Consider the following 13,465-nt stretch of genomic DNA (forward strand, 5'->3'; position numbering starts at 1 on the left):
CCTTTAGTTGCCGCTGACGCGCGAGACGTCTTTCATATTTTCCTCAAAAGCGACCAGCATCGCATCCTGCTGGGATAAGCCGGAACGCTTCACGCGCTCGATCGCTTCGAACATCCGCTTGTAATCCTTCGGAATGATCTTCACGAATTTCCACAAATAGTGCTCCCAATTGTGCAAAATACGGTGCGCCACAGCGCTGCCCGTATACGTCTCGTGGTGCTGGATCATGTTCTTCAGCTCTTCAGCCTCGTACACTTCCTCCACGTTCTCCAGCAGCACCATCTCCTTGTTGCACTGGTCGGCGAACGTCCCGTGCTCGTCAAGCACATAAGCGATGCCGCCCGACATGCCTGCCGCAAAGTTGCGCCCGGTCGGACCCAGCACCACGACACGGCCGCCTGTCATGTATTCGCAGCCGTGGTCGCCGACGCCTTCCACGACGGCGCGCACCCCGGAGTTGCGTACGCAGAAGCGTTCGCCCGCCATCCCGCGAATGTAAGCTTCCCCGTCCGTCGCCCCGTAGAACGCCACGTTCCCGATGATGATGTTGTCTTCGGCGATGAACGTCGATTTCTCCGATGGGAAAATGGCCAGCTTGCCGCCGGAAAGCCCCTTGCCGAAGTAATCGTTCGCGTCGCCCTCGAGCGAGAGCGTCATTCCGCCGGGCACGAAGGCGCCGAAACTTTGACCGGCCGAGCCGTTGAAGTGCAGCCGGATCGTGTCGTGCGGCAAGCCTTCCTTGCCGTAACGCCGGGTCACTTCGCTGCCGACGATCGTGCCGACGACGCGGTTCACGTTGTGCACCGGCACAATCGCATGCACTTTCTCCCGCCGTTCAAGCGCCGGTTCGCAGATCGCCATCAGCTCCTGCACATCGAGCGACCGGTCGAGTCCGTGATCCTGCTGCATGGAGCAGAAGCGACCGACCTCCTCCCCGACCTCCGGCTGATAGAGCAGCGGCGACAAATCGATGCCCTTCGCTTTCCAGTGCTGCACCGCTTGCTTCGTCTCCAAGATTTCGGTGTGCCCGACCATCTCTTCGATCGTGCGGAAGCCGAGCTCCGCCATCAGCTCGCGCGCGTCCTGCGCCACAAAATGCATGAAATTCACGACATGCTGCGGATCGCCGGCAAATCGTTTGCGCAGCTCCGGGTTTTGCGTGGCCACACCGACCGGGCACGTATCGAGATGACAGACGCGCATCATGATGCAGCCAAGCGCAATGAGCGGCGTCGTGGCGAAACCGAACTCCTCGGCACCCAGCAGCGCGGCGATCACAACATCACGGCCGGTCATCAGCTTACCGTCCGTCTCCACGGTAATCCGGCTGCGCAAATTGTTCAGCACAAGCGTCTGGTGCGTTTCGGCAAGGCCCAGCTCCCACGGCAAACCGGCATGGCGGATCGACGTTTGCGGCGAAGCGCCCGTACCCCCGTCGTAGCCGCTGATCAGCACGACGTCCGCTTTGCCTTTAGCCACCCCGGCGGCAATCGTGCCGACGCCCACTTCGGAGACGAGCTTCACACTGATGCGCGCCCGCGGATTGGCATTCTTCAGATCATGGATCAGCTCGGCCAAGTCCTCGATCGAATAAATATCGTGATGCGGCGGCGGCGAGATTAAGCCAACGCCCGGCGTCACGCCGCGCACTTCGGCGACCCACGGGTACACCTTGGAGCCCGGAAGCTGGCCGCCCTCGCCCGGCTTTGCGCCCTGCGCCATCTTGATTTGAATTTCGTCGGCATTGACCAGGTAGTGACTCGTCACGCCGAAGCGCCCCGACGCGACCTGCTTAATGGCGCTGCGCCGCAGGTCGCCGTTCCCGTCCGGCTGGAAGCGGTCCGGATGCTCCCCGCCTTCGCCCGTATTGCTCTTGCCGCCGATGCGGTTCATCGCGATCGCGAGACTTTCATGCGCTTCCTTGGATATCGAGCCGTACGACATCGCTCCTGTCTTGAAGCGCCTGAACATGGATTCGACGGATTCGACCTCCTCGATCGGCACCGGTTCGCGATTCGAACGGAACGAGAACAGCGAACGGAGCGACATATAACGCTCGTTCTCCTGATGAATCAGCTTCACGAAGCTTTTGTACATCGTATAATTGTTCGTACGCACCGCCGTCTGCAGCGCGTGAATGGTCTCGGGGTTATAGAGATGCTCCTCCCCGTTCTTGCGCCATTGCAGCTCGCCGCCCGTATCAAGCACCCGATCCACGCCCTCTTGCGGCGAGAAAGCGCGCCGGTGACGAAGCAGCGCCTCTTGCGCGATCGCCTCCAGGCCTATTCCGCCAACCGGCGTATACGTCCAAGTGAAGTAACGGTCGACTACGGAAGCGTCCAAACCGATCGCTTCGAAAATTTGTGCGCCGCGATACGACTGGATGGTCGAGATGCCCATCTTCGCCAGCACCTTCACAACGCCTTTGGTCGCCGCCTTCACGTAGTGGTAGACGGCTTTCTCGTAGGCAACGCCCTTCAGCAGCCCTTGATCGATCATGCCCTGAAGCGATTCGATCGCCATATACGGATTGATCCCGCCGGCCCCATACCCGAGCAGCAGCGCAAAGTGATGCACCTCGCGCGGTTCGCCCGATTCAACGAGCAGCCCTACTTTCGTACGCGTCCCTTCGCGGATCAAGTGGTGATGCAGCCCGGACACCGCGAGCAGCGCGGGAATCGCCGCCAGCTTCTCGTTCACGCCGCGATCCGACAAAATGAGCAGCGTCGCGCCGCCGGCAATCGCCTCATCCGCCGACACGAATAATGCCGCCAATGCCTTCTCCAGCCCCTCCGCGCCGTCCGCCGCCGGAAATACCATCGGCAGCGTTGCGGTTCGGAAGCCCTCCCGTCGGATATGACGCAGCTTCGCCAGCTCCGCATTCGTCAGAATCGGCGTTTCGATCCGGATTTGCCGGCAGCTCTCCGGCTTCGGATCGATCAGGCTGCCTTCCGGGCCGATTGTCGTGCCTTGAGCCGTAATGATTTCCTCGAAGTTCGCGTCAATCGGCGGATTCGTCACCTGCGCGAACAATTGTTTAAAGTAGCTGTACAAGAGCTGCGGCCGTTCGGACAACACCGCAAGCGGCGCGTCAAAGCCCATCGAGCCGATCGGATCGACACCGGTGCGCGCCATCGGCTCCAGCACCTTGCGCAATTGCTCAAACGTGTAGCCGAACGCCTGCTGACGCTGCAGCAGCGCTTCGCCGGCGGATACGCCGGGCACCTCCGGGGCCTCCGGCAGCTCGCTGAGCGAAACCAAATGTTCGTTCAGCCATTCGCGATACGGGTGCTCCCGCACGATCCGTTCCTTGATCTCCTCGTCCGCAATAATCCGGCCTTCCGTCGTATCGACGAGCAGCATGCGTCCCGGCTGGAGACGCTGCTTGGAGACGATGCGCTCCGGCGCCACCGGCAGCACGCCCGCTTCGGACGCGAGCACGACCCAGTCGTCCTTGGTGACATAGTAACGCGCCGGACGCAGGCCGTTGCGGTCAAGTACGGCGCCGATCGATCGACCGTCGGTGAACGAGATCGCGGCCGGGCCGTCCCACGGTTCCATGAGGCAGCTGTGGTATTCGTAAAACGCTTTCTTTTCGTCGCTCATCGTTTCGTGTTTAGACCACGGTTCCGGAATCATCATCATCGCCGCATGCGGCAGCGAGCGGCCGGAAAGCATTAGAAATTCCAAACAATTGTCGAACATCTGCGAGTCGGATCCGTCCGTGTCGATGATCGGCAAAATCGCATCGTAGTCGTCGCCGAACAGTTCCGTACGGCACACGGCCTGTCTGGCACGCATCCAGTTCACGTTGCCGCGAAGCGTATTGATCTCTCCATTGTGAATGAGGTAACGGTAAGGGTGTGCACGCTCCCAGCTGGGGAAGGTATTCGTGCTGAAACGGGAGTGAACCAGCGCCAAGGCCGATTCGAAGTCGGGGTCTTGCAATTCGATGTAGTAGCGGTCCACTTGCTCAGGGGTTAACATGCCTTTATATACGATCGTGCGGCTCGACAAGCTGGCGACATACAAGGCGCCGCCGCCCTCAAGGCGCCTTGCGCCGTTCTCGGAACTTTTGCGGATGACATACAGCTTCCGTTCGAAGGAGAGCTCCTCCGCCGCGTCCTCGGAAGCGCCGATAAAAATTTGCCTGACATACGGTTCGGAGCCCTTCGCCGAATCGCCGAGCGTTTCGTTGTTCGTCGGCACCGTTCTCCAGCCGAGCAGCCGCTGCCCCGCATCGCGGACCGCCTGCTCCACAAGCTGCTCACAGGCGATGCGAGTCTCCACCTCTTGCGGCAAATAGATCATCCCTACGCCGTAACGGCCTGCCGCCGGCAATTCGATTCCCTCCGTACCACAAGCCTTACGGAAATACTTATGCGGAATTTGCAATAAGATGCCCGCGCCGTCTCCCGTATTCGTTTCGCAACCTTGACCGCCGCGATGATCCAAATTGCAAAGCACGGTAAGCGCCGATGTCACAATATCGTGGGAGGGATAACCTTTCAGATGGGCGACGAAACCGATGCCGCAAGCGTCATGCTCTTGGGCCGGGTCGTAAAGACCTTGCTTCACGGGTAAACCTGTTCTGTTCATTCCTCGCGCTTTCCTCTCATCTACGGATTTTTTGTTGAATACTGTCCAGTCCGATGGGCATGGGTACGAAGCTGTCTAGGGGGATCGATGCGGAAGAATGGGAGCTTCTCCGCCGCGCCCAAACTGTGGAAATCTATGAACCATACAGATAATATGTCTTATATTAACATTCCATTCTTATTATAGCAATTTAAAAAAAGAGCGCTTTATTGTCTAAAATTTCATATATAATCTGATTATTTCTGACATTGCTCTCAACCAAAAAGAGGGATATGTAGATTTTTGACGAATGTTATTTGCATATCGTAATGCATGGAGGAAATGGTGGCATGGATGACCGGATTGCCCGCGATCGAATGCCTGAGAAGCTGCGGCAGGGCGAAAGCGTCAGCTTGGAAGGGATTCTTGTCGAATTGGCTTTAAAAAGCTTCACCAGCTCCCAGGCCGGAGCCGTTCTGCTGGATACGGACTGCAACCTGGTGCTCGCCGGAGATTCGCTTAGCCGACAGCTCGGGTACGGACCCGAAACGCTGCAGAAGATGAATTTGCAGTCGCTGCTCCACCCGGGAGAGCTTCTATTATGCATGCATCACTTGAGCCAGATGGTCGCCGGGCAATTGCCCCGTTACGAAGCGGAACTACGCTGGATACGGGCGGACGGAAGCACCGTGTGGTTAAATGTAAACGCCTACGGTCTGTACGGAGAGAATGCGCTGCCCTCTTATATTTATTTGCAAACGCAGGACATTTCAGAACGTAAAGGGCTCGAGGAATCGTTAACCGAAGCGCTCGTACGCATGACTTCATTAATGGAAATGATGACGGACGCCTACGTGATGCTCAACCGCAAAAACGAATTCGTATACGTGAACAGAGGCGCGGAGCTGCTGCTTGAGCACAACCGCGATGAACTGCTGAACCGGAGCCTGCACACCGTGCTGCCGGAATGGATCAACTCGGGGTTTTATAAGCAATGCCAGCGGGCGATGGATGATGCCGCTCCCGTTTATTTCACTTATTATTTCCAGATGCTTGACAAGTGGCTTGAGGTCAGCTGCCATCCGTCCAAGAATGGTTTGTCGATTTTTTTGCGCGATGTCACGGCGCTTAAGAACCAGGAAGAAACGCTGCGCGCAACCAAACAGCAGTTAAAATCCATGATCGAGCACGCGGCCGACAACATCTCGATTTTGGATGCCGATTTCCGGCTTATTCAAGTCAATAAAGCGTTCGTCGAGACGTTCGGTTACTCGAAGGAAGAGCTGCTGGGCGAACAGCCGCCGAATGTTCCGGACGAGCTGCTGATCGAATCGGAGCTGCTGTACCGCCAAGCGTTGCAGGGCAAGCAAATTTCCGGGTTCGAAACCAAGCGCCGTCGCAAGGACGGCGCCATGCTCGATCTCAGCTTGACGATATCCCCGGTTGTCGGCTCCGACAACGAGATTACCGGCATCTGCATCATCGGGCGAGATATCAGCGAGCATAAGAAAACCGAGGAGCTGCTGCGCAACTCGGAGAAATTATCCGTCGCCGGCCAACTGGCGGCAGGCGTGGCGCATGAAATCCGCAACCCGCTGACCTCGCTCAAAGGATTTACGCAGTTTATGAAAACAGGCGCTCATTATAAAGAGCAATATTTGGATATTATGATGTCCGAGCTGGACCGCATCGAACAAATCATCAATGAACTGCTGCTGCTGGCCAAGCCGCAAGCCGCCGCGTTCCAGCAGCGCCCGCTCTCGCCGATTCTCGTCCACGTCGTATCCTTGCTTGAATCGCAGGCAAATCTGAACAACATTCAGTTCGACACGCAAATTCACGGCGACCTGCCGTCCATTCATTGCGAAGAGAATCAATTGAAGCAAGTGTTTATTAATATTGTAAAAAATGCGATGGAAGCGATAACCGGCGGCGGCAGGATCCAAATCGCCGTGGAGCAAACCGACCCTCGCTATGTGACAGTCGTCTTCTCCGACAACGGTCCGGGCATCCCGGGCGACGTGCTCAAGCGGCTGGGCGAACCGTTCTTTACGACAAAGGAGAACGGCTCCGGCCTCGGACTTATGATCAGCCAAAAGATCATCACCGAGCATAACGGCCGTCTCGAAATCAAAAGCGAACCGGACCGGGGAACCGTCGTGAAAATTACGCTTCCCATTGGATAAACCTGCTTAAACCGCTCCTCTGTTCCCGACGGAAGAGCGGTTTTTGTCTGTGCGCGCCTTCCCCGTCGCCCGATGGAAGCCTGTCCCTTCGGATCATGCTTCCCCTCGAATGGCCGGCGGCCATTTCCTCGAAATTTGTCGAATTATCGTTTGTGTTACGTCGGGTCTTAGGGAATTTTCCCGAACGCTTCACCCATTTCAAAATCCAAACCCGTATGATATGATAGGTTGCGTCATTCTATCAAGCGGGGTGTAACTATCGCATGGCCCAATTGTATTTTAGATACGGCGCAATGAACAGCGGAAAATCGATAGAAATTTTGAAGGTAGCGCACAACTACGAGGAACAAAACAAATCCGTGCTTATTTTCACCTCGGCGGTCGATGACCGCGACGAAGTCGGCTATGTCTCCTCGCGCATCGGTTTGCGTCGCGAGGCCATTCCCATTTACGCGCATACGGACGTGTTCGCGTCGGTGCAAGCGAACGCCGCAGGCATTTCCTGCATCCTGGTCGACGAAGTGCAGTTTCTGGGCAAGGAGCAAATCATGCAGCTGGCGCGTATCGTCGATGAGCTGCGCATTCCCGTTATGGGCTTCGGGTTGAAAAACGACTTTCAGAACGAGCTGTTCGAGGGCAGCAAATATATGCTGCTGTACGCCGACAAAATTGAAGAAATGAAGACGATCTGCTGGTTTTGCGAGCGCAAGGCGACCATGAATCTCCGGGTCGATGCGCAAGGCAAACCGGTCTACACCGGCGAGCAAATTCAAATCGGCGGGAATGACGCCTATTACCCGGTATGCCGCAAATGTCACGCGAATCCGAAGCTTTAAGTCCGGCCTTATCCTTGCAGCCGCAGGATAAGGCTTTTTCATGTTCCAGGCTCACTTTGATTGAGAACGGCCCATTCGGTGTATTACTTAACTAGAGATTCACCGAGACAGGGAGAGATGGATATGAGCGGAATCGCTCTTCACGAGAAGCGGCTGCGGGCCGCTCAATTTCAATTTATTTTTCCGTTTTCCTTGGACCATAACTGTCAGGACAAGCTGGAACGCGAGCTGCTCACGGACGGCTTCGTTTCCTTCTCGCTGCAGCAGGAGGAGCTGGAAACCGCATTCTACGGCAGCGGTTGCGAAGTTTCCCACCGCCGGCTCGAGAAGTTCTTTCTTCCTTTCGCCAAAAATATGATTTTCCCCCGGCAGCCCGATGCACACGCCTTTCGGCGTTATTCCAAACGCATCGATTTGCCGTGCCGCATGACCGCGAATGAACACCATTGGCGCTTTCATCTGCATGCCGCGGACATGTTCGTTTGCCCCTTCGATATCGGCTTTCTGACCTTGCGGGTGGAATTGACGGATGGGGGCGAGCCTGCGTTCACGTTCTCGCAGGCGCTGGCGTTCGCCAGCCGGTTTCGCATGCTGCAAAGCATGAACGAGGCGGAGCGGAACATCCGCATCGGGGCGGCGGACTGCGAGTCCGAGGAAGTGGAGGACTTTATTTTCAAAACGGTCGTGCCGGCGTTGACACGGTTCCTGGACGAGTCGGACCTGGAAGAATCGTTCTTCGAGAAGCTCCCCTATTTTGTCGATGAGCGGATGTATGTGCAGGGCCTGCTTGCCTTCGAACGGCAGGAAGAAATCACGACGGTCGACGCTTACAGAGCCTCCCGGCTCGACGGCATGGACGATCGGGGCAGGCCTTACGTCAGCGCCTGCAACACCGCCTATATCGAACGTTTCTGCAGCGAGCGCATATACGACCGTTGGTCGCCGGAAACGTGGTATATGATTGAAGAGACGTCGTCCGTCTGTCTAACGAGACAATCCGGCCACCGGGTGAAGCAGCTCGTCAGCCATATATACGGCGAATACTATTACGCGCTGCTGATCAATCTTTTTCACAAAATTGTACTCCTCAAATTATCCAACCGTTACTCCCATGTGCAGATCGATAAGGACCCGGATAAAATCGAGAAGCTGATTCGCGATATTACGACGTTCTCGTCGAAAAATTTCTTTATAGAAGCGGTATCGCAGTCGCAAGGCAAAGACATGTACGTTCGGCTGCGCGAGCGTCTGGGGATCGAAACGTTGTACGGGGACGTGAAACGGACGCTGGACGATTTGTTCAAATACGAGGAAAACTTCGCTGCCAAACGCTCGAATTATTTGCTGCTCATCCTGACGATTTACACGGTCGTCAGCGGTATTTTCGGCATGAACCTGGTCGTCGAAGATTTGAAGGAGCCGACCGATCTAAGCCGTTTCGCAAACTATTCGGCGTTTCAGTACATGGCCTTGCTCGTAGCCATGACCGGCGTCGCCGTCGCCTTCGGTCTGGGCATCGTCACGATCGTGCGGCTTGTGCGGGAATGGCGCAAAAGCCGGCTTGAACGTTGACCGGGCCATGGGCAGCTGCTGACACGGGGTTCTACCAGCAGGTGAACAGCCATAAGCTAGAGCAGAATAACCCGAAACAAGGGACGGAGCGAATGCGTGCGATTCGCTCCGTCCCTTGTTTCTTCCCGCTCTCGCTTATCGCGATTCTTGAAGGACTTGTTCGAGACATTCGAGGAAAAAAATGTTCTCCTCCTCGGTGCCGATGCTAACCCGGATATGCCGCGGCAGCCCCCATATATCGCCGTAACGAACGATAACCCCTTTGGCCATCAGCGCCCGGAACAGTTCATGGGCGCGCGCTCCCAGCTCGACCAGCACAAAGTTGCTCATGCTCCGCGTATAGGCGAGCCCGAGCTGGTCCAAGCCTGCGTACAGCCGCTCCCTTCCCTGTGCGTTAAGCGCTCTCGAACGGAGCACATGCTCCTTGTCGGATAGCGCAGCCGCTGCTGCCGTCTGGGCAAGCGCGTTGACGTTGAAAGGCTCTTTCACCTGCATAATGCGGCGGATAATCGCTTCCGGCGCAGCGCCGAAGCCGACGCGAATTCCGGCCAGTCCGTATGCTTTGGAGAACGTTTGGAGCACAATCACCGGCCTCCCGGCCCGGACGAACTCCAATCCGTCGGTATAATCCTCCGCGGCTGTATAATGGCAATAAGCCGCATCGTACACGAGCAGGACGCCCTGCGGCAGCCCGGCCAGAAGACGCTCCAGCTCCTGCCGGGGCATGTAGGTGCCGGTCGGGTTGTTCGGGGAGCACAGCCAGACCAGCTTGGTCCGCTCGTTCACGGCGGCTAACAGCGAAGCGGCTTCATAGCGGAAGCCTTCGGCAAGCGGAACGGAGACAACGCGCGCATCCATCAGGTGCGCGCCGAATTCATATTCGCTGAACGTCGGGGAGGGCGCCACGATCTCGTCGCCGGGCTCGAGGAACGTTTCGGAGAGCAGCGTGATCAGCTCGTCCCCCCCGTTCGTCACAACCAGCTGCTCCGTCCGCAGCTGCAGCTCCTGCGCCAGCGCTTCCTTCAACAGCACCGACTGCGTGTCGGGATACCGGTGAATGTCCGGGAGCGCCGCTTGGATCGCCTCCAGCGCCCGGGGGGACGGACCGAGCGGATTTTCGTTGGAAGCGAGCTTAACGACGCGTTCGAGTCCAAGCTCCCGCTGCACCTCCCAAATCGGCTTGCCCGGCGAGTAAGGCTTCAAGCGGTCCAACACTTTGCGCGGCCGCACCTCGCCCTGTGCCGGCGCTTCTGCCTGCATTCGTTGATCGTTGTTCATAGCGTGATCGAGACTCCTTTTCGCACAATCTGCTTTATTGCTTTACTTCAATAAATAAATATTACATTAATGCGTTAATAAAGTAAAGCATTTGTTTATAGGCATACCCGGGAAGCAGGCAACAAACACGCAGCGAAAGCCTCCTGCATATGATGTACCATCCGGTACAAGCAAAGGAGGGACATCCATGATTCCGGTACGTCCCAGTTATAAGTTCGGCATCATCGGTTATTTGCTCGCTTGGTTCGTCGGCAGCTTTTGGTTCGGGGGACTCCTTAAAAGCGGCACGGTAACCTCCGTACTCGGCGTCCATATGGCCGGTTTGGAGCACTACGCTTATTACGCATTAGCCGGCGCCATCGGCGGCACGCTGTACGCTTTGCGCTTGCTGCATGAATATTACGATCAACTGACCGAGCGGTGGCTGGTCTGGTATTTGCTGCGCCCGATCAAATGCGCCGGGGCTTCCGTCATGACGATCGTGCTGTTTCAAAGCGGCATTATGCTGCTGCAAACGGGTAACAGCGTTTATGCCAAAATCGGCATTGCGTTCCTGGTCGGCTTCGGCTACGGCAAGCTGATGGATAAACTGAAGTCGCTCACCGAAGCGCTGTTCAACGGCTCCAAAGAGCAGACTCCGGACAACAAGCCACCCCAGTGATAAAAGCTTTGAAAAACCGTTCGGACGAACGGTTTTTCAAAGCTTTCGCCACGAAGCACCTGAACACGAGGGCCGCAACGCCGCTCACGCTTGGAGCATTGTGCGGTTGCGACCGCCGCCGTCCTTGACGTTCCGCTCTTCGACTCACGCTATTTTCAGCCTATCATGGCGTTATTCTCTCGGCTGACGACATCGCTTCGTCCTTCAAACCCGCGCGAAACCATACGTTCCTGTAATCGGCCCAACCCAGCGCATTAATTGTAACCCCCTCCAGCTCCTGCGGAAAAGAGGCGGTCTGCCGCCAGCGGTACCAAGGTACGACAAACCGCTCTTCGATAAGCTTGGTCTCGATCGCCCTCAGGTCGCGCAAGCGCCGCTCCCGGTTCGCGTGCCGAAGCGCATATGTAACCCGCTCCCCGACCTCCCGTTCGGTCGAGACGGGCAAGCAGCGCCGGACCGGGCCGCCCGGATTCGCCAGAATCGTAAGCAGCGTCCATTCGGCGTCTTCTCCGACGGGCTGCTCCAATAAGAAAAGATCGGCGCGGGCGAGCGTTTCCTCATCTAGCAGGCGTTCGTATTCGACCTGTTCGACCTCCGCGGCAATTCCAAATTCCACAAGTCTGCCTTCAAGCCATTCGGCGTCCCGTTCGTGGCCGGCCCCCGGGTAGGTCACAATGCGCAAGGGGCGATCCGGACGGACAACCGTTGTTGCCGGTTCGATTTGTTCAGTCGGTTCGGCCTGCCGGGCTCCAACGATCCATTCAGTCTGCATACGGCCGGTTAACTCCGTGCCCGTGCCCGTGCCCGTGCCCGTGCCCGTACCCGTACTCGTACTCGTGCTTGTACCTGCATCGGTGACTTTACCCGTATCCGAATATGGAGCCTGTCCATTTGCTTCTTCGTACCCGATGAACGTATCGGCGAAATCGCCGCGGTTGCCGCCCAGCTGCCGGACAAAGGCCGGATCGCGGAGCGCGCGAAAGATGCATGCTCTCATTGCCGGATCGTTCAGCGGACCGGGCTTGCCCAGGTTTAGGCACACGTATTTGCAGCCGCGGTCCATCCGCTCCACCTCGCGCCACCGAGGGCCGAGCGCCGCCTCCTCCCGCTCCCGATAATGGCGAAAATTCAACTCGCCCACTTCGTTATCGCCCTCAAGCCTAACGGCTCCGTCGTTCGATCGGATCGGCTGCCACCGCCACATCTCCACCCGGTCCACATGAGCCGGACGCAAGTAATAATCCGCGAACGCCTCCAGAATCAGGCCGCGGGCGTTGGGCCGTTTTAACCGAAACGGCCCCGTTCCGACCGGCAGCGAAGCAAAGTCGGCAGGCAGCTCCGCCGGCACAATCGACGCGGCCGGAGAAGCCAGCAGCGAGCCTAGATAGGGCGCAGGCGCATGCAAGCGGACCAGCAAACGATGCTCGTCCAAACATTCGATGCCGCTCACTACGGCGAACAACGAGGCGTATGGAGACCCGGCGTCCGGATCGGTAAGTCTGCGCAACGTAAACGCTGCATCCCTTGAGGTGAACGGCTTGCCGTGGTGAAAGCGGACGTGCTTCTGTAAATAAAAGACCCATCGGTCTCCGGCCTCGTTTCGCTCCGCCTCGTGAGCCAGGCCCGGTCGGAATCGCCCGGAAAGTTCGTCGTAGACGAGCAGCGTATCGAACAATTGCCGCAGGAGATGCAGCTCCGTTCGCCGGGTCGTGTAAGCCGGGTCCAGCGCGGCGGGAATCCGATAAGCCGGAAAACGCAGCACGCCTTCAGCGCTTGTTCCGCTCCCCGGCTGCAGGCGGTAACCGAAAGCCTCCCGCAGCAAAACGTCCATTCGGGCCGCGCCCTCGTCCGTAAAAGCCCCCCGTTCGGTCAATGCCATCACTTCTTGAAAGCGGCCTTCAGCCAGAAGCCGTTCCGTCTCCGCCGCCAGCATCGACTCCGGGTCGACCGCGAACGTCAGTCTGGAACGGTGACCGCGTCCTAACCCGGCGCGCCATTCGATCCACAGCCGCTCCCGCATACGTCGAAGCAGCAGCTTCACGTTCCGTTCCGAGCAATGCAGCAGCTGCGATAGCTCGGGAAGCGTCACCTCCGCCTGACGATCCGTCAACCGGAGCCGCAGGCCGCGATACAACTCCAGGTAATGTTCCTCCAGCCTCATACGCCGCTCAACTCCTTCACCGCCCTGCCAAGAAAAGGGGAAATTATTTACGTTTAGTTTACCCTTTTTGTACCCTTTTTTCTACGTACAATAAACCTTATCACTTCACGCAGAAAGCGGGTTTCGCCAATATGAACGATACACGACACGCGCCTATCGCGATCGCCTGGATTACGGGCGTCTGCTTGTTGGG

At 57.4% G+C, this 13,465-nt stretch carries 7 protein-coding genes; 4 read left to right on the top strand and 3 right to left on the bottom strand.

Going from position 1 to position 13,465, the window contains the following annotated elements:
- Positions 1-3 precede the first annotated feature (3 nt).
- A complete protein-coding gene (gene gltB, locus ACZ439_RS10495; RefSeq protein ID WP_054800007.1) occupies positions 4-4,599 on the bottom strand; it encodes a glutamate synthase large subunit in 4,596 nt (1,531 codons plus the stop codon).
- Between the two features lie 329 nt (positions 4,600-4,928).
- Between gltB and ACZ439_RS10500 the strand changes: the two genes are divergently transcribed.
- The 3 genes from ACZ439_RS10500 to ACZ439_RS10510 all read left to right on the top strand — a co-directional run bounded on the left by ACZ439_RS10500 (position 4,929) and on the right by ACZ439_RS10510 (position 9,172).
- Complete coding sequence (locus ACZ439_RS10500) at positions 4,929-6,764, top strand: PAS domain-containing sensor histidine kinase (protein ID WP_464620992.1); 1,836 nt, start codon at positions 4,929-4,931, stop codon at positions 6,762-6,764.
- A 263-nt stretch (positions 6,765-7,027) separates the two neighbouring features.
- Positions 7,028-7,600 (top strand): thymidine kinase, encoded by a 573-nt coding sequence (locus ACZ439_RS10505; RefSeq protein WP_054797562.1) that lies wholly within the window; start codon positions 7,028-7,030, stop codon positions 7,598-7,600.
- Between the two features lie 123 nt (positions 7,601-7,723).
- Positions 7,724-9,172 carry a hypothetical protein gene (locus ACZ439_RS10510; protein ID WP_372813764.1) on the top strand — a complete coding sequence of 483 codons (1,449 nt, stop codon included), beginning with the start codon at positions 7,724-7,726 and terminating at the stop codon, positions 9,170-9,172.
- A 135-nt stretch (positions 9,173-9,307) separates the two neighbouring features.
- Here ACZ439_RS10510 and hisC read toward each other — a convergent pair whose 3' ends face one another.
- Positions 9,308-10,450, bottom strand: coding sequence for a histidinol-phosphate transaminase (gene hisC, locus ACZ439_RS10515; RefSeq protein WP_464620993.1), 1,143 nt, complete (start codon positions 10,448-10,450; stop codon positions 9,308-9,310).
- A gap of 187 nt (positions 10,451-10,637) precedes the next feature.
- On the opposite strand from hisC, the gene ACZ439_RS10520 reads away from it, so the two are divergent.
- Positions 10,638-11,111, top strand: a complete 474-nt coding sequence (locus ACZ439_RS10520; RefSeq protein ID WP_054797561.1) for a hypothetical protein — start codon at positions 10,638-10,640, stop codon at positions 11,109-11,111.
- A 163-nt stretch (positions 11,112-11,274) separates the two neighbouring features.
- Here the strand turns inward: ACZ439_RS10520 and ACZ439_RS10525 are convergent, their stop codons facing one another.
- Positions 11,275-13,272 carry an ABC transporter substrate-binding protein gene (locus ACZ439_RS10525; protein WP_464620994.1) on the bottom strand — a complete coding sequence of 666 codons (1,998 nt, stop codon included), beginning with the start codon at positions 13,270-13,272 and terminating at the stop codon, positions 11,275-11,277.
- Positions 13,273-13,465: the final 193 nt, after the last annotated feature.

Source organism: Paenibacillus sp. JCM 9796, from assembly GCF_055379675.1.

Coding starts and splice junctions, on each gene's coding strand:
- gltB (WP_054800007.1), bottom strand. CDS start 4,599: ATGAACAGAACAGGTTTACCCGTGAAGCAAGGTCTTTACGACCCGGCC.
- ACZ439_RS10500 (WP_464620992.1), top strand. CDS start 4,929: ATGGATGACCGGATTGCCCGCGATCGAATGCCTGAGAAGCTGCGGCAG.
- ACZ439_RS10505 (WP_054797562.1), top strand. CDS start 7,028: ATGGCCCAATTGTATTTTAGATACGGCGCAATGAACAGCGGAAAATCG.
- ACZ439_RS10510 (WP_372813764.1), top strand. CDS start 7,724: ATGAGCGGAATCGCTCTTCACGAGAAGCGGCTGCGGGCCGCTCAATTT.
- hisC (WP_464620993.1), bottom strand. CDS start 10,450: ATGAACAACGATCAACGAATGCAGGCAGAAGCGCCGGCACAGGGCGAG.
- ACZ439_RS10520 (WP_054797561.1), top strand. CDS start 10,638: ATGATTCCGGTACGTCCCAGTTATAAGTTCGGCATCATCGGTTATTTG.
- ACZ439_RS10525 (WP_464620994.1), bottom strand. CDS start 13,272: ATGAGGCTGGAGGAACATTACCTGGAGTTGTATCGCGGCCTGCGGCTC.